At 38.7% G+C, this 25,024-nt stretch carries 34 protein-coding genes; 8 read left to right on the forward strand and 26 right to left on the reverse strand.

Going from position 1 to position 25,024, the window contains the following annotated elements; genetic code table 11:
- Positions 1-67 precede the first annotated feature (67 nt).
- The 6 genes from istA (at position 68) to istB (ending at position 5,894) form a co-directional block, all read left to right on the forward strand.
- Positions 68-853 (forward strand): IS21 family transposase, encoded by a 786-nt coding sequence (gene istA / locus QQL36_RS13170; RefSeq protein WP_321569944.1) that lies wholly within the window; start codon positions 68-70, stop codon positions 851-853.
- Between the two features lie 109 nt (positions 854-962).
- A complete protein-coding gene (locus QQL36_RS13175; RefSeq protein ID WP_321568522.1) occupies positions 963-2,222 on the forward strand; it encodes a site-specific integrase in 1,260 nt (419 codons plus the stop codon).
- Complete coding sequence (locus QQL36_RS13180; RefSeq protein ID WP_321568521.1) at positions 2,215-3,189, forward strand: tyrosine-type recombinase/integrase; 975 nt, start codon at positions 2,215-2,217, stop codon at positions 3,187-3,189. Before QQL36_RS13175 ends, QQL36_RS13180 begins: the two co-directional genes overlap by 8 nt.
- A gap of 4 nt (positions 3,190-3,193) precedes the next feature.
- Positions 3,194-4,213, forward strand: coding sequence for a tyrosine-type recombinase/integrase (locus QQL36_RS13185; RefSeq protein ID WP_321569945.1), 1,020 nt, complete (start codon positions 3,194-3,196; stop codon positions 4,211-4,213).
- 154 nt (positions 4,214-4,367) lie between these two features.
- Positions 4,368-5,120, forward strand: coding sequence for a Mu transposase domain-containing protein (locus tag QQL36_RS13190; RefSeq protein WP_321569946.1), 753 nt, complete (start codon positions 4,368-4,370; stop codon positions 5,118-5,120).
- Positions 5,121-5,192: 72 nt separating this feature from the next.
- Positions 5,193-5,894 (forward strand): IS21-like element helper ATPase IstB, encoded by a 702-nt coding sequence (istB, locus tag QQL36_RS13195; protein WP_321569947.1) that lies wholly within the window; start codon positions 5,193-5,195, stop codon positions 5,892-5,894.
- A gap of 563 nt (positions 5,895-6,457) precedes the next feature.
- On the opposite strand, the gene QQL36_RS13200 is transcribed toward istB, so the two are convergent.
- From QQL36_RS13200 to QQL36_RS13250, 11 genes are all read right to left on the reverse strand, one after another.
- Complete coding sequence (locus tag QQL36_RS13200; RefSeq protein WP_321569948.1) at positions 6,458-7,075, reverse strand: hypothetical protein; 618 nt, start codon at positions 7,073-7,075, stop codon at positions 6,458-6,460.
- A gap of 169 nt (positions 7,076-7,244) precedes the next feature.
- Positions 7,245-7,514 carry a hypothetical protein gene (locus QQL36_RS13205; protein ID WP_321569949.1) on the reverse strand — a complete coding sequence of 90 codons (270 nt, stop codon included), beginning with the start codon at positions 7,512-7,514 and terminating at the stop codon, positions 7,245-7,247.
- A gap of 88 nt (positions 7,515-7,602) precedes the next feature.
- On the reverse strand, positions 7,603-8,556 hold the full coding sequence (locus QQL36_RS13210; RefSeq protein WP_321568416.1) for an IS3 family transposase: 954 nt from the start codon (positions 8,554-8,556) through the stop codon (positions 7,603-7,605).
- The gene (locus QQL36_RS13215; RefSeq protein WP_321566443.1) at positions 8,516-8,848 is read right to left on the reverse strand and encodes a transposase; all 333 of its coding nucleotides are present in this window, start codon (positions 8,846-8,848) and stop codon (positions 8,516-8,518) included. The genes QQL36_RS13210 and QQL36_RS13215 overlap by 41 nt, the downstream gene beginning before the upstream one ends.
- Entirely contained in the window at positions 8,811-9,140 is a 330-nt protein-coding gene (locus tag QQL36_RS13220; protein ID WP_321569950.1) for a hypothetical protein, read from the reverse strand. The genes QQL36_RS13215 and QQL36_RS13220 overlap by 38 nt, the downstream gene beginning before the upstream one ends.
- Before the next feature lie 252 nt (positions 9,141-9,392).
- On the reverse strand, positions 9,393-9,926 hold the full coding sequence (locus QQL36_RS13225) for a hypothetical protein (RefSeq protein ID WP_321569951.1): 534 nt from the start codon (positions 9,924-9,926) through the stop codon (positions 9,393-9,395).
- Positions 9,927-9,957: 31 nt separating this feature from the next.
- Positions 9,958-10,374 carry a hypothetical protein gene (locus tag QQL36_RS13230; RefSeq protein ID WP_321569952.1) on the reverse strand — a complete coding sequence of 139 codons (417 nt, stop codon included), beginning with the start codon at positions 10,372-10,374 and terminating at the stop codon, positions 9,958-9,960.
- A gap of 132 nt (positions 10,375-10,506) precedes the next feature.
- Positions 10,507-10,824, reverse strand: coding sequence for a hypothetical protein (locus QQL36_RS13235; protein WP_321569953.1), 318 nt, complete (start codon positions 10,822-10,824; stop codon positions 10,507-10,509).
- A 79-nt stretch (positions 10,825-10,903) separates the two neighbouring features.
- Positions 10,904-11,536 carry a transposase gene (locus QQL36_RS13240; protein WP_321569954.1) on the reverse strand — a complete coding sequence of 211 codons (633 nt, stop codon included), beginning with the start codon at positions 11,534-11,536 and terminating at the stop codon, positions 10,904-10,906.
- A 266-nt stretch (positions 11,537-11,802) separates the two neighbouring features.
- Entirely contained in the window at positions 11,803-12,057 is a 255-nt protein-coding gene (locus QQL36_RS13245; RefSeq protein WP_321569955.1) for a hypothetical protein, read from the reverse strand.
- 15 nt (positions 12,058-12,072) lie between these two features.
- Positions 12,073-12,741 (reverse strand): M91 family zinc metallopeptidase, encoded by a 669-nt coding sequence (locus QQL36_RS13250; protein WP_321569956.1) that lies wholly within the window; start codon positions 12,739-12,741, stop codon positions 12,073-12,075.
- 207 nt (positions 12,742-12,948) lie between these two features.
- Here QQL36_RS13250 and QQL36_RS13255 point away from each other — a divergent pair, with 207 nt between their 5' ends.
- Positions 12,949-13,200 (forward strand): hypothetical protein, encoded by a 252-nt coding sequence (locus QQL36_RS13255; RefSeq protein WP_415751057.1) that lies wholly within the window; start codon positions 12,949-12,951, stop codon positions 13,198-13,200.
- Here the strand turns inward: QQL36_RS13255 and QQL36_RS13260 are convergent.
- The 9 genes from QQL36_RS13260 to QQL36_RS13300 all read right to left on the reverse strand — a co-directional run bounded on the left by QQL36_RS13260 (position 13,195) and on the right by QQL36_RS13300 (position 18,540).
- On the reverse strand, positions 13,195-13,698 hold the full coding sequence (locus QQL36_RS13260; RefSeq protein ID WP_321569957.1) for a hypothetical protein: 504 nt from the start codon (positions 13,696-13,698) through the stop codon (positions 13,195-13,197). The two genes, QQL36_RS13255 and QQL36_RS13260, sit on opposite strands and share 6 nt — an antisense overlap.
- 3 nt (positions 13,699-13,701) lie before the next feature.
- Positions 13,702-14,103, reverse strand: coding sequence for a hypothetical protein (locus tag QQL36_RS13265; protein WP_321569958.1), 402 nt, complete (start codon positions 14,101-14,103; stop codon positions 13,702-13,704).
- 83 nt (positions 14,104-14,186) lie between these two features.
- A complete protein-coding gene (locus tag QQL36_RS13270) occupies positions 14,187-14,561 on the reverse strand; it encodes a hypothetical protein (protein WP_321569959.1) in 375 nt (124 codons plus the stop codon).
- Between the two features lie 5 nt (positions 14,562-14,566).
- Complete coding sequence (locus tag QQL36_RS13275; RefSeq protein WP_321569960.1) at positions 14,567-15,499, reverse strand: RHS repeat-associated core domain-containing protein; 933 nt, start codon at positions 15,497-15,499, stop codon at positions 14,567-14,569.
- A 29-nt stretch (positions 15,500-15,528) separates the two neighbouring features.
- On the reverse strand, positions 15,529-15,975 hold the full coding sequence (locus tag QQL36_RS13280; protein WP_083730323.1) for a hypothetical protein: 447 nt from the start codon (positions 15,973-15,975) through the stop codon (positions 15,529-15,531).
- 3 nt (positions 15,976-15,978) lie between these two features.
- The gene (locus tag QQL36_RS13285) at positions 15,979-16,770 is read right to left on the reverse strand and encodes a hypothetical protein (RefSeq protein ID WP_321569961.1); all 792 of its coding nucleotides are present in this window, start codon (positions 16,768-16,770) and stop codon (positions 15,979-15,981) included.
- A 134-nt stretch (positions 16,771-16,904) separates the two neighbouring features.
- On the reverse strand, positions 16,905-17,339 hold the full coding sequence (locus tag QQL36_RS13290; RefSeq protein ID WP_321569962.1) for a DUF4265 domain-containing protein: 435 nt from the start codon (positions 17,337-17,339) through the stop codon (positions 16,905-16,907).
- A 4-nt stretch (positions 17,340-17,343) separates the two neighbouring features.
- Complete coding sequence (locus tag QQL36_RS13295) at positions 17,344-17,721, reverse strand: HNH endonuclease signature motif containing protein (RefSeq protein ID WP_321569963.1); 378 nt, start codon at positions 17,719-17,721, stop codon at positions 17,344-17,346.
- A gap of 372 nt (positions 17,722-18,093) precedes the next feature.
- Positions 18,094-18,540 carry a hypothetical protein gene (locus tag QQL36_RS13300; RefSeq protein WP_321569964.1) on the reverse strand — a complete coding sequence of 149 codons (447 nt, stop codon included), beginning with the start codon at positions 18,538-18,540 and terminating at the stop codon, positions 18,094-18,096.
- A 92-nt stretch (positions 18,541-18,632) separates the two neighbouring features.
- Between QQL36_RS13300 and QQL36_RS13305 the strand changes: the two genes are divergently transcribed.
- Complete coding sequence (locus tag QQL36_RS13305) at positions 18,633-18,950, forward strand: helix-turn-helix transcriptional regulator (protein WP_321569965.1); 318 nt, start codon at positions 18,633-18,635, stop codon at positions 18,948-18,950.
- A 92-nt stretch (positions 18,951-19,042) separates the two neighbouring features.
- Here the strand turns inward: QQL36_RS13305 and QQL36_RS13310 are convergent, their stop codons facing one another.
- The 6 genes from QQL36_RS13310 to QQL36_RS13335 form a co-directional block, all read right to left on the reverse strand.
- On the reverse strand, positions 19,043-19,489 hold the full coding sequence (locus QQL36_RS13310) for a DUF4265 domain-containing protein (RefSeq protein WP_083730257.1): 447 nt from the start codon (positions 19,487-19,489) through the stop codon (positions 19,043-19,045).
- A gap of 10 nt (positions 19,490-19,499) precedes the next feature.
- On the reverse strand, positions 19,500-21,596 hold the full coding sequence (locus QQL36_RS13315; RefSeq protein ID WP_321569966.1) for an RHS repeat-associated core domain-containing protein: 2,097 nt from the start codon (positions 21,594-21,596) through the stop codon (positions 19,500-19,502).
- Between the two features lie 399 nt (positions 21,597-21,995).
- The gene (locus QQL36_RS13320) at positions 21,996-22,319 is read right to left on the reverse strand and encodes a hypothetical protein (protein ID WP_321569967.1); all 324 of its coding nucleotides are present in this window, start codon (positions 22,317-22,319) and stop codon (positions 21,996-21,998) included.
- A 501-nt stretch (positions 22,320-22,820) separates the two neighbouring features.
- Positions 22,821-23,015, reverse strand: coding sequence for a hypothetical protein (locus tag QQL36_RS13325; protein ID WP_321569968.1), 195 nt, complete (start codon positions 23,013-23,015; stop codon positions 22,821-22,823).
- 52 nt (positions 23,016-23,067) lie between these two features.
- Positions 23,068-24,021 (reverse strand): IS3 family transposase, encoded by a 954-nt coding sequence (locus QQL36_RS13330; RefSeq protein ID WP_321568416.1) that lies wholly within the window; start codon positions 24,019-24,021, stop codon positions 23,068-23,070.
- Complete coding sequence (locus QQL36_RS13335; protein ID WP_321566443.1) at positions 23,981-24,313, reverse strand: transposase; 333 nt, start codon at positions 24,311-24,313, stop codon at positions 23,981-23,983. Before QQL36_RS13335 ends, QQL36_RS13330 begins: the two co-directional genes overlap by 41 nt.
- Between the last annotated feature and the right edge of the window lie 711 nt (positions 24,314-25,024).

The raw sequence follows: 25,024 nt of genomic DNA on the forward strand, positions 1-25,024 counted from the left end.
AAAACGGAGGTCATTGGGCCACTTTCCATGATTTGCAATAGTCTTGTACCTAAAAAGCATTAGGTATATGGCGGGTCAAAGAATCAATGTCATGGAAGTACGTACATTAATTTCACTGAAACAGAAAGGCTGGAGTAACCGTAAGATTGCGGATTATATTAAGATCAACCGTAAGACTGTAGACAGTTACATGGCCCGCTTTAAAGCATTGGACCTGTCATGGGACGCTTTATTGCAGCTGGAAGATACCGAGCTTGCAGAATTGTTTACAGAGGATAGCCAGACAGAGAAAGAACGCTATGAGACACTGGCAGGTTACTTCAGCTACTTTGAAAAAGAACTACTGAAGCCGGGTTGTACACTTGGAGCATTACACCAGGAATACCTGTTAAAACATCCGGATGGTTATCGTTACACACAATTTTGCTGGCATATACGACAATGGAATAAAAGAACCACACCAGGTGGAAAACTGCTACATAAGGCCGGCGATAAGCTGTATGTAGACTTTTGTGGAGATAAGCTTTCCTATGTTGATAAAACTACAGGAGAACTCATAGCAGTAGAGGTGTTCGTGGCAGTGCTGCCTTGCAGCCAATACACCTTTGTAAGAGCTGTATCTTCACAGAAAAGGGAAGATCTGATCTCTTGTTTATCTTCCTGCCTGCAGTGGCTTGGAGGAGTCCCACAAGCTATTGTATCTGATAATCTCAAAAGCGCAGTAAGTAAAGCTCATAAATATGCTCCACTGATCAATAAAACATTGGCCGATTTTGCTCTTTTTTATAGTTGCGCGGTAGACCCTGCTCGCCCATATCACCCTCAGGATTATGGAAACAAATATGTTATGTAAACTTTGCGACTAAGATCCACTGTTTACAGCCATATCCTGCACTAAAAGTTTACATAATATTATCTTCTACATGGGTTAGTAATGTCACTTCCCCTTAAAAGATAATATTATGACTAAAGTTTACCGCTCTTATGGAGCTTTAACAAAGGCGGCTTCTGGATATCTTAAAGACATAGGTAGAAGCGAATCTACTATATCTATGTATAACTGGATCTGGGGGAGGATTAAAAAGTACATGGATATTAACAAGATTGTTCATTGTTCCTCAACAACAGTCGCCGATTATATCAACGCCACCTATGGTTTGCGGCCAATACCATCATTAACGCATCACGAAAAGCATTCCCTGCGGTGCGCCTTATGTTTAATACAATTTGCAGAGACAGGCAGGATGATTGAAGTGATACGTCGCAGGGAATGTGTAGTACTTTCTGGAGAAATTGGTAATGAAATTGCAGCTTATGTCGAATCCAAAAGAAAATTGAGGTTGAATGTCAAAACATTGCACAGTTACTCCTATTATCTATACCAGTTTTTAAAGTACTTAAATGCAAGTGAAATACACGCCTGCAATACAATATCTTCACTCGCCCTGATGAAGTACACGTCAAACTTACTGCCTGAAGCTGCGGGAGCTAAACATCTTGCCTTGTCCATAATCAAAGGTTTTTTGAGATATCTGTATGAACAAAATAAGACAGCCAGAGACTTTTCTGTAATTGTTCCTAAAGACAATTATAAAAAGCAACCAAAGCTGCCATCGACCTATACAAAAGACGAAGTACGTACGATATTAAACTCTATCGATAGAAGCACCGCTTTGGGAAAGAGAGATTATGCTCTGCTAATCCTGGCAGTACGCTTGGGAATGCGAGCTTCTGACATTAGCCGGCTTAAGTTTGAAAATATTCGATGGACTGAGAATAGTATATCTTTTAATCAGTTTAAAACAAATGAAAAAGTGGTGCTTCCGTTAACCACAGATGTTGGCGAAACCCTCATAGATTATATCAAATATGCAAGACCAACCTCCAATGATGCGCATGTTTTTCTTGAAAAGCAGTTCCCTGTTATACCGATTAGTGCTAAGAGAGTGTCATTGACGGCGAGCAGGAATATTACAAAGTCAGGAGTCTTTATTGGTGAGCGAAAACATGGTTCACATGCATTACGACATACAATGGCCAGTTTCTTACTAGAGCAGAAAACGCCCTTACCCGTTATATCAGAATTGCTCGGGCATGCCAGTACACAAACCTCGATGTGCTATTTGCGCATAGATATGGAATCGTTACGCCAATGTGCGATGGAAGTGCCGGTTGTTTCTGAAGCGTTTTATACGCAAAAAGGAGGAGCATTTTATGAATAATAAATATAAGAACCCTGGTATACTGGCGCCTATTGTTCAGGAGTATATCAATATGAGAAAGAACCTTGGCTTTAGATCTGAAGCTCAGAAGTATAGTTTGTTTGCTTTTGATGCTTTTGCTTGCAAAGAAGGACTTTCTTCCGTAACCATTACAAAAGAACTGGCTGAAAAATGGTGTAACAGGCGCCCTGATGAAGCTACAGATACCTGGAGCCACAGAAACTGCTTTTTACGTCAGTTTGCTATCTATTTATCTAATCTTGGATATGATACTTATATTCCCTGTAAGGTATTTACAAAACATGACAACTTCATTCCTTATATATTTTCTGATGATGAACTAGGAGCTATCTTTAAAGCCTGCGACACACTGGATCTTTATGATAAGCATGCCAGAAGCAACCTTTTTGTACTACCGGCTTTTTTTCGAATGCTGGCAGGAACTGGTATTAGAATCGGTGAAGCGTCGGCATTATTGAACAAAGACGTTAATCTTGATCAAGGGTATATCGTTCTACGCAACTGTAAAAACGGTAAAGACCGGATGGTGCCCTTATCAGAATCGCTGGTCGAAGTCTGCAGGCAGTACAGGAAATACAGAGAACTGCTTCCTCATCACAGTGATTGCTTCTTTGTTAAGATGAATGGCTGCCCTTGTCCACCAAATAGCTTCTTTCATTGGTGGACTAAGATACTAAAAGCGGCCTCTATACAACGTCGTGGAAAAACAGTTGGTCCGAGGATACATGATCTTCGACACACTTTTTGTGTTAAATCCATGGCTTCCCTGGCAAAGGAAGGAAAAGATCTGTACTATATACTTCCCATACTGTCTACCTATATTGGCCATCAGTCTATAGCAGCAACTGACAGGTATGTAAGAATGACTTCGGAAATGTACCCTGATCTAATAAGTCAGACCGATAGCATCTGCTTATATATCTTTCCTCACCTCAAAAGCCAGTAATCGTATGAAACAAACTCAATTTGCCAAATACTTAACCTACTTTATGGTGAAATATCTCGTTGGAGAAAGAGGTTGCTCGAAGAATACCGTTGCTGCTTACCGGGATGCAATAAGCCTTTTTATTATCCATATGCGCGATAATCACTACATAAAAGTGGATCATCTTGAATTTATAGACATAACACAGGAGCGTATCGTTGGTTTTTTAGAATGGCTTGAGACCGAAAGGAAATGTAGTATATCCACCCGAAATGTGCGTCTGGCTGCTATCCATGCTTTTGTCCGCTTCCTGATATATAAGTCTCCGGATTATATGGAAGAATGGCAGCGGATACTTGCTATCAAAGTGAAACGAGCCCCCAAAGCAACAGTAGTTTATTTAGGTGCTGACGGCATGAAACTATTATTGGCCCAGCCGGATACATCTACTCCTAAAGGAAGGCGGGATCTGACGCTCTTGTCGCTTATGTACGATTGTGCCGGACGGGTTCAGGAAATAGCTGATCTGGTTCCCGCCAGAGTCAATTTTGGAAAACCAACTTTGTTAAGGGTAACGGGAAAAGGAAATAAAACGCGGCTAATCCCATTGTCAGATCAGGCGACAGCCTCGTTAAAGATATATATGCAGGAAAACAGGCTTTTAGAAGGGAAGGCCACTGAGTACCCCTTGTTCAGTAATGGAAGAGGAAGCAAACTAACACTAATGGCTATTACCATGATACTGAAAAAGTATAGTGCGGCTGCTAGAAAAATAAACCAAGCCTTAATACCTGCCAATGTAAGTCCACACTCCTTAAGGCACAGCAAAGCTATGATGCTGCAACAGAACGGCGTGAACTTAATATGTATACGAGACTTTTTAGGTCATGAGTCAGTGACTACGACCGAAATATATGCCAGAATCGACAACAGGCAGAAACGAGAAGCGATAGAGAAAACAAGTCTTTCTCCAGATCTTTCTGAGGATCCATCCTGGCAAAAAGACAAAGGGCTGTTGAACTGGCTGGAAAGCCTTGCCAAATAAGTGAAGTGTTATGTAAACTTTTGAGTAAGGAAAGTCTTGTAAGTACTCGGGTTAAGCGTCAAAAGTTTACATAACATATTTGTTTCCATAATCCTGATTATGTAAATATTTACATAAACACGATAAGGCGTTAGTCGAACGTTCAGTTGAGCTGGTGTATCAGCGTATTTATTATCCGCTATCCCGTCATACCTTCTTTTCCCTCGACGAGATCAATGTTGAGATCAGCAATATGCTTTTAACTTATAATGATTACCTGTTTGCGCATGGAGGTACTACCCGCCGGCAACAATTTATTGACACTGAAAAGGAATGGTTGCAACCATTACCTCAGGGGCGTTATCATCTACGACAATACAGACGTGCCAAGGTGCAGAAGACAAGCTATATCTTCTTAAGTGAAAACCGTAACTACTATAGCGTACCTTATCGATATCAGGGCCTGCATGTGGAGGTGCAGTATAATCAATTATCAGTAGAGATCTTTTATAATCACACCCGCATAGCCAGTCACCGTCGCTGTTTTACTTCAGGGCACTATACCACAGTCAGCGAACATATGCCCTCCACTCATCAGGTATATAATGGCTGGAGCCCTCAGTTTTTTGAGGATAAAGCAGCTCTGGTAGGTAATAATACTCTTCTCTATATACAAAGGCTATTAGCTCAGTATAATTATCCTGAAATCGCTTATAAGCAATGCCAGGGCATACTGGCATTAGGAAAAGATTATGGCATACAACGCCTGGAACAGGCATGTCATCGTGCACTGGAATATCATAAAGCAGGCTATCATACCATCGAACGCATTTTGAAGGCTGGGCTTGACCAGTTAGAAGAACTTCTTACAGAGCTACCCACTATCCCAGAGCATACTAACATCCGTGGAGCTTCGGAGTACCGCTAATCTATTCCTCCACAATTATCTATAAAACATATCATAATGAATGAAAACAACACCGTAGAAAAATTACGTCGAATGCATCTAATCGCAATGGCAGGTCTTTATCATCAAAGTCTTACTGACCAACATTATGCACATTATACAGCAGATGAACTACTGACACTGTTGGTGGATGCTGAATGGGAACATCGTCAGAAAAACCGTATTGAAAGCCTGATCAGGCAGGCTGGGTTTAAACAGGTCGTATCACCACAGAATATTGACTATCTGACTAATCGTAATCTCGACAAGAATGTGATAGAAAGATTACTTAATCTACAGTTCCTGGAGAAATCCGAGAACATTATTATAACCGGTCCTACAGGCTGTGGCAAAAGCTTCCTCGCACAATGCCTCGGTGTAAAAGCTTGTCAGATGCTTAACCGTACTCATTATTACCCTTCCACACGCTTCCTTGACAAAGTCAAATTAGCCAGACTGGATGGATCCTACTCCAAGATGTTACGTACACTTGGAAAGCTCCCCTTACTAATTATAGATGATTTTTTATTGACTCCAGTAGATCAGGCAGCCCGCGCAGCCTTACTTGACGTAATCGAAGAACGTTATGAGAAAGGGGCTACTATTATATCTACTCAGATACCAGTGGAACAGTGGCATCCCCTAATAGGAGAAAGCACCATGGCTGATGCAATACTAGACAGACTAGTATACTCTTCACACAGAATATCACTAACTGGGGAATCTTTGAGAAAGAAAAAGAAACTTACTGCTTAATTTTTAATCAATACCCGTAATATTGCAATGGAAAGTGGCCCAATGACTCCGTTAACCCTGGCCCCATATCCTCCGTTTGGGCCGGACCAGTATCACCGTAATAGACATTAAGAACGCAATGTTGTTGGAATGGAGTAATGGGCAGGTTGAGGGGCAGATAAATAAATTGAAAACAGTCAAAAGACAATTGTATGGAAAGGCAAGTTTTAATTTATTGAAAAAAATGTTAACCATTCAATAGCCTTATAAAAATGCAGAACTTTCCACCAAAATTGACGAAGAGCCAGTTTACTCCGGAATATGCAATCAGAGATAGTGGAAGAACTGAATGCCTGTACAAGTGCGGCTAGCATACTGCTTGTGGTCGTACCGGTGGTGCTGGCTGCCGTGCTTTTATAAAGTGCTTTGACCCGCAGCTGCAGGGTATCACTTGCTTAATATTTAAAAAGCAGGAATATTTGAGTGATTCTATTAATCATTTGCATCCATTATAAGTTAAATCGTTATTAATATGCATATTTTTCTTCCAGGAATCACTTCAACCCTTTTGCACATTAAACTTATCAATTATTATATCTCTCGTAAGACGAAAGATACATGGATAGAACCTTAGGGATAAAGTTACCACCTGGTAATGCAAAAACACCAAAATACTTTGATAAGAGCACATTATCCCCCTTAAATTGAGTAACAATAATATCTTCCATATTAAGGCCCTTAGTATCAACAAGTATTTCATTTAACCCCCTTATTTCTAATTTTATTCCTTTACTTATACCTACAGATTCCCAATCACCAGCAACCCTCCAAAATCCATAAACATTCACTGTATTATTCGCATTTACTTCTACGATAAACTTAAATGTTCTTAGCAATTCTCCTAATTTCGTTAATTCAATAACATAATAATCATTAAAAAAATCAGGATAGAATAATGATACATGTTTCAAAAATGTGAAACGATCTGAAATTTCATCAATGCTATCGACTGATAACATTTCCAAATAGGTTGAATAATTTATAGAATCCCGATAATATAATTTAGGATCATTAATTTCAGATTTTAATTGGGCCGCCATATCAGACAACGTTCTTTTGTTCCATTTAATGTTTATCTCATCTAAGGAGGATGATTGTCCATAAAGCGTGGTGCTAATTAATAAGGCGAATATCCATCTCATAAAGATTGCAGTTTAGGCATTTTTTTCATATCTAAAGGTTTAGGCGTTCTATTGATGTACGGCTCTGCTCTGGGAGTTACCCCATTTTCTTTTCTAATCATAGATTCGTTAGGTCTTACAATTAACTCTTCACTTGGTATTGAGATATTGTCAGGGTGATCCGGATCAGTTATTCCACCCATTGATCATAAAACCTATTTCCAAAATCGTATTCTTCCAGGCCGGTTCTATCGCTGAACTCTTTATTTTGGAGCTCCTTCCCGTTAAACCTAACTTTGTTTTCATCATAGTTCCCCTTCAACGCTTTGTCAGAAATTCCTGCCATCGTGTGCCCGCCAATAATGCGTCTCCTCCAATAAAGGTCCTTTATTGTGTGCAATAACAAGATTGTCGAAGTAGACATTCTCCCCACTTTCATTGCTTGTATAAATATAAACAAATCCTGTTTTTTTAATAAGGAACTTCTCTACCGTCAATGTTTGCAATTCATCAGGATTTTCCTGTACCTGTTAGATACTCCCCATTTATTAGACAGCAATAGGTGGGTTATTAATTAAAGAATCAAATCTATTACTACTATTATAAACTTTCTCTTTTTTTGTTACTTTTTTTCTCTTTGTGAATTGCTGTGAATATGTGGATAACTTATCAGCAGCGCCATAAACATCAGCAGGAGTAACATATCCAAGGCTTTGATGTTTTCGTTCCCAATTATAGAATTCCACATACCTGTGAATTCCTTTGTATAATTCCAGCGTGCTGTCGTAAGCATTGAGATAGATGTTCTCGTATTTGATGCTACGCCAAAACCTTTCAATACAAATATTATCTGTAGCTCTTCCAACACCGTCCATGCTGAATTTGATCTCAGCATTTAATACCGCTGAGGTGAATTCCTCACTGGTAAACTGGCTTCCCTGATCTGTGTTTAGGATCTCAGGAGTGCCATAGATGGAAACGGCCTTTTGAAGGGCTTCCAGGCAGAAATCAACAGTCATGGTATTACTTAGCGTCCAGGATAGCAAATACCGGCTATGCCAGTCTATAATCGCACACAGATACATAAAACCTTTCGCCATCGGAATGTAAGTGATATCCATGCTCCAAACCTGGTTGTTCCTGTCAATATTAAGCCCCTTTAGCAGGTATGGATACTTTTGGTGGTATTTATATGCCTCGCTCGTATTGGGAACCGGATATATGGCCGAAATATCCATTTTTCGCATCAGGCGCCTAATCCGCTTCACATTGACAACCAGATCATCTGTACTCAAATGTTTGGCCATCCGAACAGCCCCGAAATAAGGATGTTCAAGGTGGAGACGATCAATCTGAGCCATCAGCTCCAGATTTTGTTTGCTCTCTCCTTTAGGCTCATGATAATGACTGCTACGGGATACTTCAAGCAATTGACATTGACGTACAATGCTAAGCTCCGTATCATCCTTGCTTACTATAGCCATCCTTCCAGTTCTTCCCATAGACCTGTTCAGATTTTTTTTTCAACCAGTCATTCTCTACCTTGAGTTGACCGATTTGCTTATATAGTTCATCCTTTTCTTCCTGGTGATCTGTTGCTTCAGAATCAGCTTTCTTACCCTGATCAAATACCTGTTCAGAGCCTGATAACAGCTGTTTCTTCCACTCCGTTATCTGAGTGGGATGTAAATCATACTTCTCAGCCAGCTCTGCAAGTGTGAGTTGTTCTTTTAAGGCTTCTACTGCTACCTTCGCTTTAAATGCTGCATTGAACTTTCTTCTTCCCTTGTTCATATCGTAAATTTAAGATGTTTTTCCACTTAAACTTACTGTCCGATTTTTGGGGAGTATTATACTGTTTCACACCACTATTATCATCTGCCATGTTGAACAGGTCGTCAAAAAGCACATAGGTGAGATACGCCCTGGGTTTAGTGGCAAGGTTCTCATCAGCATCCTTGCTGATCAACTCTTCGTACTCACTGGATGTATATGCTGACGAAATAGCAGAGTTTGTACCCGCAGCCGCATGTGTACCATCAGAGATAGTGGAAGAACTGAATGCCTGTATGAGTGCGGCTAGCATACTGCTTGTGGTAGTCTTGATTGGTGGAACAGCTAAAATGGTATTGGATAAAAAGCTCCTTAAACGAATAGAAGATATTGAAGCATTACCCGAGGACGAGAAAGAAAAAATCTATTACTTTATCGATATGGCTATCACTTACAATAATACTAAAAAAGCTTCCTCCCGATAAACAGCAAATCCGCAGGTATTTGCCTGCGGATTAGTTTGTTATGATTATAATTTTACCCGATAGATCACGCCAGCAAGTACTTATTTTTGGAATTTAGGAAAACTTTGCAAAGACTTGTTGTATAAACTATATGGTATATTATTTTCGCTCCATAATTCCAACAATCTTTTAAGTTCGTTTACAGATTCTTCTTTCATCAAAAATCTAAACTGCTTTTTCTCACCCATATGTCTGAATTTCAGAAAATTATTGGCGCCCTGATTCAAAATAAAAGATCTGCCTCGATTAAATTCACCATGAATTCCTAAAACGGTAAACTCAAGTTTATCTGCTTCTAAAACTGAGAATGAAGTTTGTTCCTGTGTATTATCAATAATAATCTCATCCTTTGTAAGCCTGATTGTCCCTACAGTTTCATATGAGCTCATAATTTGCATAGGAATAGCAGATGCAGCAAACAAAACAAGGAAGCCTAATGTTATTTTACCCGACCAAAATATCAAGCTCAGAAATATCAGGGGGAAAGTTATAAACAGAATCCATGTTAGTAGTCGAAGCATGAATATCTTTCTAGCCGTAAGTAATGGTAGATCAACTACTGTTTGAAGTTTCATTTCTTTGTTTTTTCTTATTAAACAAACGATATTAGTTTTCTTCTGTTTTCGGTTGTGGATTTTTAATTCCATCCAAAAGCCCTAAGTCATTTGAAGCTCCTACCACCGTAGCGCCTATGTCAGTAGCCGCTCCCACTTTCGCAGCTGCAGTCCCCAATTTGACAGCAGCTGCCTCTCCAATGAGGCCAAATCCGGAAAATGAGGATATTGCACCAACTACCGCCATTGTTTTATCAAACTTACTTGTCACTTTAATCCCGTAAACATCCTTATTTAAAACCAACACCATTTGGGCATTAGGTACAGCAATTAGCGGATTTAAATTTGCGAAAGCCTTGAGTCCTGCAGGCGCCTGTCCGTCTCTATTAAATTCACCATCTCCCCTTGCCCATGCATCTGCTTTCAGTACCGCCCCCTTTATATATTCGAGTTCTGATTTTGTTGTCAAATCAATATCATAATTATCTTTTCCAGTAGCACGAAGTAAATCTGAACGGTCTTTGCCAGGTTTAAATACCTGTGAAGCAACATTGTATTCTTTGTTGTTTCTCCTATTTGCAGCTTCTTTTTTTAATTTCTTTTATTTGTAATAATATTGATCAACCTTATCAAATATATTTTGTAATCCGCACTTAGAAGACAATGATTTTGTTATAAAATATTCGGACATTTTTAGTTTCCCTTTTGAAAATTTTGTGATTATAGTTTCATTAAAGTTTATACCTTTTCCATTTTCAAGATAATAGGTGCTCAAATTTTCCTGAAGGAAATATTCATCACAACTGAAGTGTTGAATTGCTATCCATTTTTTACCATTAAATCTAAATGCATCAACAATAGCTATATGATTGTCATTTCTGTGAATTATTAAATCAGTAAAACTTATTGCTGAAGTCATTGTTTTTATTTCAATAATAAATACATCTCCTTTTGAAGATATAATATTTGTAAAATGGTCTTTTAATAATAGAAGTTGTTTATACTTTTAATTTTCTACAAAAAAGGGTTATAAGAGCCAGCCATTGCAATGCCATCCATGTTTCAACAAGTTTTTCATATCTGACAAGCAATGCTTTAAAAGCATCCATCCAGGCATTGGCATGTTCAATTTTTGTTCGTCTTTTGTAAAGTTGATCATCAAAATATCGGTATTCATCACTTTGCTTCTTTTGATTTCGCAAGTTGGGTTTTACATTTAATTCAATCTCGTAGTCAATGCATACTTGTTTTAAATCTTCGCTGTCAAATCCAGGATCGGCATTTACAAATATTCCATTGCAATTGATATCGGATTGTTCCAGAACCCCGATCATTTCTTTAAACAGCTTCACTATATCGTATAAGTCATTATGCTCTCCACTTTGCGCCGTTGATACCGTCAGCATCTGACCTCTGTTGTCACATAAGAACAAACTATTACTGGTTTTTGAAGCTTTTCTGCCTTGATAACCTACCGCCTGGCCACCACGTTTGACAGGTGTATGGCTACCATCTAACTGAGCGCTTGACAGATCCAGCAGTTTCTTATTACAAGATAAAAGATTGATCCAAGCCCTCTTGAATGAACCGTCTTTACTCCATTTAAAAAATACCTGTGAATATTTTGCCACGAGGTCGCCCCTTTATCAAAATATTCGCAAATACACAACTCTCGCCACTGGCAGCCTGTTTTCATTCGCTTTAAAATCAACAGAACCACTTTTACTAAATCTATCCTGGCCTTAAAGCCTCTTTTGCCTTTGCTTAAATGTGGTAAAATCCAATCTCGTACCTTATCTTCGTCTATGAGTCCCAGAATTATTCGTTTTTATTTGCCAAAACAAAAATCCTTAATTCCTGGGACTTCCTTTTTATCCTTCAAAAAGTGTAAACAACTTCATAGATATCTTATTGCCAATGTATCGATTTTCATTGACTCTTCTTTTTGAGTTACAACATTAACTGCATTAATTCTATTAAGAAAAGTATTTCTTTTTAGAGAATCTGTGGTATTGTTTGCCCGTTTTTCCAAGGCTTGTATTGTGACTTTTTTCCAATCTAAATATAATTTATCTAATCCTTTTATAGGATTAGATAAATTATATTCCAAAGGGCAAAGTAAAAGACTTAATAAAAAAAGCGATTGAATCATTGTTTTATTATGTTTTTATGGCAATGGTGCCATTTTTCTTAATTTAATATTTTGCTCTCCTCTGATTTCATTTTCTTTTTGTCTCGCTTCATATTCGGATTTAGTCATTGCATTTAATAGACCTGAATCTACATCTTTATAGCCTTGAATTATGCTATTGTCATAAGTTTGGTGTTTAAATTGCTGAGAGTGGACCAATTCATGACCCAAGAAAATGAATAGTCTTGCTCCTGATGTTCCATCTACATTGATTATTGGAAAGCCAGGGGCGTCTTTCCCATTACTGATTGTATAGTTATAGTAAACTGTTGAATTAGTACCATATGTATTGACAGTTTTGTCTTCTCCAGTAGTTGGCAGAATGGTCACATCCGTGTTATTTTGTTCATCATGTTTCATTAAATCGGCTACTAAAGCTGTATCAGCTTTTTTCTCCACAGCATTACCATTCCTATCCATATCGACATCTCCCGTAAACTCTATTTCGTCTCCTTTTTCGACTTTATTAGCAGCAGTAACAACCCCGGTATTTAATAATACCAGTTTTTCAGATGTCAACTTTTGAAGATCGTAAAATGCAATCATTCTAAATTTTTGATCGCCACCAATTATTATATCATCAGGATTCATGCCATCAGGATCGATAAACCTCATTGGATTATTGAAGCCATAAACATAAGGCATTTTTTCAGATAGGGGGGATCAATTACAAACCACCTTCCGATTTGCTGATTATACATTCTAGCCCCATAATCATATAGTTCCAGCCCTGAACTGTCACTAAACTCTTTATTCTCCACCCTCCGCAAGCAAAAAGACATGAGCCGGATCAACTTGGGTAAAGCAGTGGGCGTGTCACGGTAGATCATTGGAAGATATGAACGTAATGAAGTGTTACCCTCTATTGAAGTGGCGGTAAAAATTGCCAATGCCCTTTATGTATCATTGAATTACCTGGCTGGCAATACCGACCAGCTCCTCGAAAAAAATATTGTAAAGAATATATCCGATATACAACAGCTGCCGCAGGATGATAAAGCACATCTTTTAGCCCTGATGGATGCTTTTCTTCGAGACCACAAAGCAAAAAAAGCTTATGCTCATTATAAACAAAAGCCGCATCACTGCGGCTCTTGTTTATAAACCGGAACTCATTTCACCAGTATCAATAATAATTCTAAATCGAGAACTCACTTTATAAAAATCGTCTGACAACATTACTACAAAGTTGTTTTCCCATCCTTTACCCAAAAGCCTATTGATTTTACCAGGCTTTTTGTTATTTACTAATTGAACAATAATATTCCTTTTGCCATTGCTATCAACTACTCCAATATATTGACGCACCCAATGGCAGAAAGAACTTTTAACGTCAATACTTGTGCCCTGTAAATGGTTATAACGATTGCTAAAAATTTCTTCTGCTCTTTCAATATCGGTTACAGTAGGTGAGAATCGGTTCTTCGGATTTTTAATGTCAATTCCTACTGCATAATCTTCATTAAAGATTATCCCTTTCTCTTTATAGAATTTTGGCAAGTTCACTATACTAAAAGGATTGGTTTCTTCAGTTTTATTTTGTCCTTTGCTGGCAATAGATGTGCAAACTATAAGCATTGCAATCAGTAAAATGTTTTTCATAGATTAATAGATTGGATTAACAAGATTTAAACCATTAGCTGTAATCGTATTGGCATTCTGCCGTGTTTCTGGTATCAAAACAGGTCCTGTCAAACCAAACGGATAATAATGCGTCTCCTCCAATAACGGCCCTCTGTTATGGACTACCACCAAATTATCAAAATACACATTCTCCCCACTTTCATTACTTGTATAAATATAAACAAATCCTGTTTTCCCCGCCATGACCCGTAATACAATGGATGGACCTATTTTTTTACCACTTTCTGCATTCATCCTGGCTACATATGCATTTGGATTGGTAGTCTTTGTTCCTGGGGTGAGAGTGGCGACACGCGTACTGGAAGAACAAAAGCTTTCGGATAATGAACAGGAACACATCTTTATTACCCTCGATACTCTCATAAGAGATTTTTAAAATAAAAAAGCGTATGCTTCATAAAATAGCAAAGCCACTCAATTGAGTGGCTTTGTTGCTTAACATTTTATCACTTTTTCTTAAATGATAAAAGATATTTCTTATCGCCATTGTAAAAGAACAATAGCCGTCCTTTTGTAAGGACAATTGTATCGCCCTGCTTTAATGATATAAGATGTGGGTTTGATTGGCTAACATTTCTAATTATCAAATAGTCATCCTTTATTTTTGAAAAAACAAAGTCCTGATTAAAAACCTTCGTGCTTTCATAATTATTCACAAACAAACCTGTTGTGTCATTTGCAAGCTCAATACTTAGTTTTTCTTTAGGATAGTTTATGTTTTTATCCCATTGGTACAACTTGTACTCTTTTGCTAATTTACTTGTGTTACAACTGTAAAATACAGCCATAAAAAACAATAATATATACGCAACCTTTTTCATAAGCTTTAGTTTCTGTTCCAAACGTCTAATGGGATAATCAAAATACCTGCTACATTTCTTGGGGGATAAATAGGGATAAACCCTGGGTCAACCATTGAGTTTACAACCGCACCTGTTATTTGATTAATTTTATTTATGATACCTTTTGTGGGGCCTTGACCTGCTCGTACTCTTTGCATCATAACATCTGCTGCTGGCTGGTCTCTGTATTCTAAGCCGCCGCTCCATGCATATTGTGCCCTGTATGCACTTATTTCATCGGCAACACCATAATTGGCTGCTGTGGCTATATTAAATTCATTTCTTGCATTTTGTCCTCCATGTCGGGTTTCATGAAGTTGGCTTCCCATATTACTCTCTATAAACATTGTTACCACTCCATCACCTTTGGCATTTGTCCCTGTTGAAGTGGTTGTTGGTCCAACCAAACCTAATGCCATAAAATCTTTACTACCTACACTTCCATATTTATACTCGGTGTTTTCATCGCTACGCATGTTTGCTATATCGGTTTTAGAACTTCTTAATTCTGCAACTCGTTCTCTTCTATCGCCAACATCTTGCCCCTTCCTATCCATTTTGGCTATTTGCTTTTCAAGCTTAGCAACCTGTTTATCAATTTTCCCTTCCATCTTATGAGCTTTCTTCTCATCAAAATATCTTCCGTCTATTTCAATATTATTGATAGGATTGTTTTGCACAAAAGCATATGGCGATATATCAATGTACTTTCCTGCTAATGGGGCAACACCCCCCCAACGTCCTATTTGATTGTCGTACATCCTTGCTCCGAAGTCTGTCCACTCTAAGCCACTTCCATCGCTGAACTCTTTGGATTGTAATTCCTTGCCTTTAAACTTGTAATTATTATTTAGAGTTCCAGCCGCCTTAGAAGATATCCCCGCCATTGTCAACCCGAAAGGGTAATAATGAAACAATTATTAAAAACAACTCACTATATACTATTTTATTTGAATATAGTTTTCCGTTCAATATACCTGTAATAGGCATCCTCTGTGCTTACTCCGATGGAACCTTCCTGAGTTTTTTTCCCGTTCTTAATAATAGCACCTTTCTTTTCCTTCGTATTGTAAACCAATGTATCTCCTACAAAGGTATTTGAAGTAGAGGCATGATCATATACTTCAGCCACACCATCTTTGATAACGCAAAAGTAATATTGGAGCTTCCCACGTGGATCATACGTTTGTATATTGGAGCTAACTATTCTTAACCTGACAATACCATATCCGTGAAAATTATCCCCATTTTCAACATTTTCAACAATTCCTGTTAACTGCAAGTCCAGGTTTTCTAAAGCAAGTTTGTTAGTCTGATTTTTCCTGTGGCAGTCAGAACGTAGAACCCACACGAATAAGACTATTCCAACTATAATGATTAGCACTTTTTTCATTTTTTATAATTTACGCTTGACATTAGTACCAACTCCTGATAAAATGGGTGCCTGAGCATTAAATATTCTATCTGCCCAACTTCTATCCTTGGTTGGGATTTCATTATTCAATAATACGGATGTCGATTGTCCTGCATTTGCTGTGCCTGCATTAGCACTCTGGCCCACACCTGCAATTACTCCAAAAGATATTCCTTTCCAATCGTCCATTGTGAATATTGAAGCATTCCACCCGCCACCGACAACATCTTTTAAATCCTGGGAGACACCATAAGAAGAAGTGGCCCCAGCAAAAGTAGAAGGAGCAGAATTTTTGTTGGTCATTACATCATTCGTATTCACCGCTACGAAAAAATTAACTCCAACTGATGCCGAGGCTCCTTCTTGAACACCTGCACTTGCTTTATAGGCACCACCTGCATAAGTATAATTATAACCGCCATAAATACTATTTGTAAAATTAACTACTGACAAATTCCCCGCAACAGAAGCTCCTGAACCAACAGCTACTTGTGCAGATCCCTCTAAAGTGTACCCTACAGCATACTGGCTTCCATCTGCCAACTTATCTAATCCAATGTCTATAGTTTTATTTTCTTTAAGAGCTACAGGAATGTTAACAGTATAATCCTCTCCTGGTGCTTTTATTGTCCATATCTTGTCATCCTTCCCCTTTACAATAATATCCGTGGGGGCCATTCCATCAGGATCAATAAATCTTATTGGATTATCAAAAGCAAAATTATAGGGCGAAAATCTTCTCATTTTATCTGCGGAAGGATCGATCCCCCCCACCTGCCTAATGTTTGAAACCCTGCCGGGATGGGGAAGGGGAAATGGCGCGGTAGCAGCGCCTTCAACGGTTTTGGAGCCTGTCAAGACAAGGCGCTACAATAGACCCAATAACACATAAAATTTTACAGTCTCGCCTAATCTTCATGACATAAACAAGATTCTTCATAGGTCCAATCCCCATTTTCTTCGCCTTTGTCTAAATATTTCTTTACGGGAGAATAATTTACGGCTTTGGGAATACTAACTGCCATCATTGCTTTTTGGGTAAAACCTTCCCAAATACATCCTAATTTCTCTAATTCCCTTCCAACAACCTCAATCATTTCTGGGGTCTTAAAGAAAATCCGAATGGTTGAGTTTCCAGAAACTTCTATAAAATCATCAAAATAATACGCCTTTTCTTCTTCATCGTATTCCACTTTTATTTTATCCCCTAATGATATTCTTTTAGCGATGAAAGGAATATTATCTACAATACACCCATCTTCAACTTTTCCACACCATAAAGATTCAAATTCTAGATTGCCATTATCAGCATTTTGAACAAAAATGACTTTTAGTTTATCCATTTAATTAATATTTATTACTTTTCTTAACATTGCAACTACGACTTGAAGCTGCGCCATTATTCGGTGTTCCGCTACCTCCTGCGGATTGAGGTATTTTGTGATCAATTTGCAATTCATTTTGGGGAGGAACGACACCTTTTTTTGATTGTTTAACCTTCACTGTCTCAGTTCCGCAATATTCACATACCACCTTTCCTCCATTTTTTTCTGCATTTACATCCGCTGTCGCTTTTTTACCTGCTCTGGTGAAAGGCTGTCCTGGACGTTGTGTTTCACTTAGCTTATCTGCTCGTTGTTGCGCTTTGGATTTTTGGGGAGTAGACGACTCACTAAACTTAATTGGATTCGAGAGCAAATTTTTCAAGCCAATACCAATGGTCACGGTGCCGTGAATAGCAACTGGAACAGCAATAGCCGTTGCTCCTCCAACTGATAAAACCTCTCCGCCACCTGCTGCTATGTCCTCTAATGCTCCAGTGTAAATGGATACTGCATCACCTATTTTCTGCCCTACTTGATAAGCAATTGAATTTCCATTCTGTAAACCAGTCTGCGAAATATCTTTCCTACCTACACCACCAAAGTTATCTGAATAAAAGGCATTAGCGGCTCCTAATCCTGCTGAAATGACCTTTTCGCCAACATTACTAACAATCTGCTTTATATTGTCTAGGATTCCGGGGCCTTCGTCAGGTTCATCTCCTAATAGATCACTAAAACGAATTGGATTATCATAGTTCGAAGCATAGGGACTTCACGCTTCCATATCATCCACTTTCGGATCTGTCAGCCCATATGGGTAATAGTGAGTCTCTTCTAACAGTGGTCCACTATTGTGAGATATAACAAGGTTGTCGAAGTAGACATTCTCCCCACTTTCATTGCTTGTATAAATATAAACAAATCCTGTTTTTTTAATAAGGAACTTCTCTACCGTCAATGTTTGTAATTCATCTGGATTTCCCTGTACCTGTTTCACACCACTATTGTCATCTATCATGTTGAACAGGTCGTCAAAAAGTACATAGGTGAGATACGCCCTGGGTTTAGTAGCAAGGTTCTCATCAGCATCCTTGCTGATCAACTCTTCGTACTCACTGGATGTATATGCTGACGAAATAGCGGAATTTGTACCCGCAGCCGCATGTGTACCATCAGAGATAGTGGAAGAACTGAATGCCTGTATGAGTGCAGCTAGCATACTGCTTGTGGTAGTACTGGAGGTGCTGGCTGCCGTGCTTTTATAAAATGCTTTGACCCCCTGCTTTTACAGGGTATTTAAAGTACCTTTTTATGACTTTTGGTGAACACATTGCGACGCAACGTAAACAGCTTAAAATCTCCCAGGACGAACTGGCTAAAAGAGTGGGAACATCTGCGCCCATTATAGGCCGCTATGAGCGGGGTGAGATCAAGCCTTCTATTGAGATGGCTAAAAAAATTGCAGATGAACTGGGCGTTACCGTGGATTACCTGATTGGTGGCTCTACCAGCATGGTACTAGACAAAAAATTGCTTAAACGCATTGAAGATATTGAAGCTCTCCCGGAAGAAGAAAAAGAAAAAATTTATTATTTCATCGATATGGCTATCTCCTATAACAAAACTTAAAAAGCATATTCAAGATAAATAGCAAAGCTACAGGCACTGCCCATAGCTTTGCTATTTATCTTGAATATGCTTTTTAAACCGTTCCTTTGATTCTATACATGAGCCAAGCAGGCTTCCTTATAATCCCACTTTTTATTTAAAGCCCCATCTTCCAAATATTTTTTTATAGGAACGTAAGATATAGTAGCCGGAACATCAACTGATATATAACCTTCAAGATGACTCCCTTCCCAATCACACCCTAAAGCAACCAGCTCTTCACCTATTCTTTTAACATCCCCCTTATTGTAGATAATCATTTGTATTGTACTGTGACCTGAAGGCTCTATCAGCTCATCAAAGTACAACTGTCCATCATCTTCTTCTGCACTTACTATATCCCCATATGCAAGGTTACTCGCAAAAAAGGGAACATTAACTATTCTATAATAGTTGCCAACTTTTTCTGCCCATACACTTTCAATTTTAATATTACCATCAAAATCTTTATACACTAATTTGACTTTGACTTCCTCATTATCACTTTGACTATTGCTCATTTTTATTCATTTAATGTTTTTCTACGTTACAACCACCGCAAAGCACTTGCCCATTATCAGGATTCCCTCTCCCGCCTTCTCTCTTTCTCTTAACATGATCAACATGCGCTTCATTCTTCGGAGGCGTAACACCTTTCTTAGACTTTTGAGCATTGGGCGTTTCCACTCCACAATTTTCACATTTCATCGTACCCCCATTCTTAACTTTATTCTGTTCTTTAACAACCTCCCTTCTTGCAGGAGTAAAATCTTTTCCAGAGCGATCTTTTTCATTGAGTTTTGCAGCTCGTTCTTCAAGTGTAATATTTCTAATGGGATTAGTTAGCAGATTTTTCAACCCAAGACCAGCTGTTGTAGTTCCATGTATTGCAACAGGAACAGCAAGAGCTGTACCTGCTCCTGCTGAAAAAAATTCTCCAGCTCCTGCCGCAAGATATTCAACAACGCCTGTATAAACAGCAGCAGCATCCCCTAATTTTTGCCCTACCTGGTAAGCTATGGCATTCCCCCCGATAAGACCAGTATTATCTACATCTATTCTACCTCCGCCCAATAAATTATTAGACACATAAGCATTCGTGGCGCCCGCTGCAGCTGATACTATTTGCTGTCCAGTTTGCACAACAGCATTCCCCAACCTCTCCCAAAGCCCAGGCCCACCTTCTGCCGGCTCATCTCCTAAAAAGTCATTATACCTGATCGGATTATCATAGTTAGAAGCATACGGCGACCATGCCTCCATATTCTCGATCTTCGGGTCTATCTGACTCCACCTGCCTATCTGTGGATCAAGGTTCCTAAACTGTGCATCATATATATCCAGATCCAGCTCACTCGTATACTCTATCCCGCTATATTTCTTCCGGTTCTCAGGGTAATTCGCCCCCTTCAACGCATTCGAACTTATCCCGGCCATCGTCAACCCAAACGGATAATAATGCGTCTCCTCCAATAACGGTCCTCTGTTATGGACTACCACCAGATTATCAAAATACACATTCTCCCCACTCTCATTACTCGTATAAATATAAACAAATCCTGTTTTTTTAATAAGGAACTTCTCTACCGTCAATGTTTGCAATTCATCAGGATTTCCCTGTACCTGTTTCACACCACTATTATCATCTACCATGTTGAACAGGTCGTCAAAAAGTACATAGGTGAGATACGCTTTGGGTTTAGTAGCAAGGTTCTCATCCGCATCCTTGCTGATCAACTCTTCGTACTCACTGGATGTATATGCTGACGAAATAACGGAATTTGTACCCGCAGCCGCATGTGTACCATCAGAGATAGTGGAAGAACTGAATGCCTGTATGAGTGCGGCTAGCATACTGCTTGTGGTAGTACTGGAGGTGCTTGCTGCTGTGCTTTTATAAAATGCTTTGACCCCCAGCTGCAGGGTATCTCCCGCCATGACCCGTAATACAATGGATGGACCTATTTTTTCACCACTTTCTGCATTCAGCCTGGCTACATATGCATTTGGATTGGTAGTTTCATCCGTTGGATAGCCAGCAGGAAGCGCCGTGCGGGTATTGTCTATGTTACTGAATAAAGCGTTTTCAGTCACACTGCTGGCAGTCTCCATGGTAGCGGCGTATACGCTGGTGTCTGCATTATCTCCCAATACTACCCGGACATTGCCCAGGTGATCTTTTTCAAAATAATCCCAATGATAAACGAGGGCTTTGCCGGAATCGTATTCCGGGCGAATACGGCCTTCTTCGTGAATAATATATCGTAAGGTGTCCCGTTCATACACTAATCCTTCTATGTAATCAGTCACAGTGGTTTTGACAGGAGACGAGGTACTGTCCACCACGGTTTTTTTCAGTTTCCTGCCATCTGCCGTATATAAATAATTAATTGTACCCTTGCCGCTGACCAGAATTTTTTCGGGAAGATTCAGCAGGTTATAACTGATAGAAGTGATTTGCTTATTCTGATCGGATATTAAATTGCCATTACCGTTGTATGTATAGTCATCGCCTGTGTTTGTACCATCATTAAAATCACCAAGTTTGGCGGTGCTTGTATTACTGGCATCTGTCACAGTCAATAGCTTATTACTATTGGCCTGGTAGGTATATGTCAGGTTATCCACATTATCGACATAATCACTTCATAGTGAAAACTGCAATTAAAATGATTGGTAATAAGAATGATATCAAAGAAATAACTCCCCACATTTTTCTTTGAGCAATTGTCTTAAGTTCAAATATTTCAATAGTCTTTCTCCCTTTTTCTTTCGAATAATACTTAAAAAGAAGAAATAACCATAAAAGAATTAAAGGTAAGAGGTAGAATTTATTGATACCTATTTCCCTTAGATTGATCATTCCAATTCTTTGAAAAATTGCGAATATCAGAATACATAACATTATTTGGCATACAGCCACGACACAGATGGCACTTGACCGAGGTTCTTCCCGTTTAAACCGGGAATAGAATTTATAAGTTGCGGCGTATATATTATCGTAATATCCCATTTTTATTTTTCTGTTTATTTTTTATCTATTGAGTCTTGAATCGTATCACTAATGCCCTTGCCATCATTAACCGCCATCGTTGCTAAATTTCCAAAAAAACAGACAGGTCCAACAACTTCACCAATAAAAGGAACAAAAGTAAGGATTCCAACAGTGGCCTCAATAGTATGTTTAGTTTGCCATCCCTTTCCATTTGTCATAGCATCAAGGCCTGTAAGCCCCAAACCAGCAACTCCTAAAATTTTGCTAGCTTTACCGATTACTTTTCCTGAACTTTCATAAATTGAAGCAGGAGCAACAGTATTAGCCTCTTTAAAGCCTATTTCAGCAGCTTTCAAAACCGTATTATCCAACACTTAGCTCACTTTCTGAGTTGCACCTACAACTTTATTTATATCAGCAGTACTAATGTAAACATTGTTATCACGCAAATAAAATCAACGCTGCAAGCAATATTTGTTGAGACAAAGCTGGACTCCCTGATCAATGCAGGCGTAGGCAGCTATGAACCTATTGCGGATACGACGGAGGCTTCATTAGATTATACATTTCAAATCTGTATTCCTGTTAGCGAAGAGGTTTAGTGAATTGATTGCTGAAGGTGGATCGATTGTCAAGGTTTCCTCCGGATTCACCAGGTTTTCTGCCATTGGATATGCTGCTTATGGTACGCAGGCATTGCCTGCGGCTTCCCTGTTTAGTGAAAATTAATTGGATGCAGAAATTCGCCGGCTCAAACTAGGCCAATATTTCACATACTCAATATCTATGGAATCTCCTATCTGTAATTTAGGATCTTTTGAATCATTTTTATATGCTTCCCCATTAACATGAAAAAGTTATGAATAAGAGCTTTCACGAATTACAGGGCTATTACCCATATGATTTTTCTCATCAATAATTACAGCCCTTGCCCGCTGTGCATCATGCTTTAATAAATATTCAGTTAGCTGCCTTTTACCAACCTTATAGAAGATATAACCAAACATTATTAAAAAAACAATAATTGTCACTATACTCTTTAATTTATTCATGGCGTTTTACCTCCGTTTTCTCTTTTACTTTATCTTAGATACTCCCCATTTATTAGACAGCAATAGGTGGGTTATTAATTAAAGAATCAAATCTATTACTACTATTATAAACTTTCTCTTTTTTTGTTACTTTTTTTCTCTTTGTGAATTGCTGTGAATATGTGGATAACTTATCAGCAGCGCCATAAACATCAGCAGGAGTAACATATCCAAGGCTTTGATGTTTTCGTTCCCAATTATAGAATTCCACATACCTGTGAATTCCTTTGTATAATTCCAGCGTGCTGTCGTAAGCATTGAGATAGATGTTCTCGTATTTGATGCTACGCCAAAACCTTTCAATACAAATATTATCTGTAGCTCTTCCAACACCGTCCATGCTGAATTTGATCTCAGCATTTAATACCGCTGAGGTGAATTCCTCACTGGTAAACTGGCTTCCCTGATCTGTGTTTAGGATCTCAGGAGTGCCATAGATGGAAACGGCCTTTTGAAGGGCTTCCAGGCAGAAATCAACAGTCATGGTATTACTTAGCGTCCAGGATAGCAAATACCGGCTATGCCAGTCTATAATCGCACACAGATACATAAAACCTTTCGCCATCGGAATGTAAGTGATATCCATGCTCCAAACCTGGTTGTTCCTGTCAATATTAAGCCCCTTTAGCAGGTATGGATACTTTTGGTGGTATTTATATGCCTCGCTCGTATTGGGAACCGGATATATGGCCGAAATATCCATTTTTCGCATCAGGCGCCTAATCCGCTTCACATTGACAACCAGATCATCTGTACTCAAATGTTTGGCCATCCGAACAGCCCCGAAATAAGGATGTTCAAGGTGGAGACGATCAATCTGAGCCATCAGCTCCAGATTTTGTTTGCTCTCTCCTTTAGGCTCATGATAATGACTGCTACGGGATACTTCAAGCAATTGACATTGACGTACAATGCTAAGCTCCGTATCATCCTTGCTTACTATAGCCATCCTTCCAGTTCTTCCCATAGACCTGTTCAGATTTTTTTTTCAACCAGTCATTCTCTACCTTGAGTTGACCGATTTGCTTATATAGTTCATCCTTTTCTTCCTGGTGATCTGTTGCTTCAGAATCAGCTTTCTTACCCTGATCAAATACCTGTTCAGAGCCTGATAACAGCTGTTTCTTCCACTCCGTTATCTGAGTGGGATGTAAATCATACTTCTCAGCCAGCTCTGCAAGTGTGAGTTGTTCTTTTAAGGCTTCTACTGCTACCTTCGCTTTAAATGCTGCATTGAACTTTCTTCTTCCCTTGTTCATATCGTAAATTTAAGATGTTTTTCCACTTAAACTTACTGTCCGATTTTTGGGGAGTATTATAATCCTTGGTCGCATTAGTAGTAATTTTAACGGCACTTTCAAGTGTACTCTTAGTACCTTCTACTACTTCCACTGCTACTTTATTAATGGCTTGATTAGTGCTTCTTGTAACCCTTCCTCCAGCAGTCCTAACTACACTTTTAGCGGTACCTGTCAGGCAGTACGGTTACGCTATCCTTTTTTATTGTAGAATCGGCAGGGACAACTCGGGTTGGATTGAAAAACGCAGTAAAGGTAGCAAGTAGAAGTATATTCATGGTATAAGTAAAAGGCTTACAAACTCGTGTAGTAAAAGTATTGCTATAAGTGAAAAAGGAATAACACATTCGTAGTATGGATATAGAATGCATTAAACATTCAATTCTTCGTTATTAATTCATGAATAATTGCTCCTATCCAGAATACGCCTGTTATAGAAAACCCCAATCCCAATATTCTCTGCTTGTATCCCCAAAAGATGATCGCTCCTATCACAATTAAAATCGGGCCACTGAAAAAAACTTGGATATAAGAATGAAGTGGTAATAAAGGGAAGTAATTATAAATAGCTTTATAGTCTTGTAAAAAATATAATAATATGGGATAAACCATGATTATTCCTATGATATACAAGAAAATTAAAACTGTTTGTCTTACTGAAGTAGCTATAAA

This window comes from Chitinophaga sp. LS1 (assembly GCF_034274695.1).
GTDB lineage: Bacteria > Bacteroidota > Bacteroidia > Chitinophagales > Chitinophagaceae > Chitinophaga.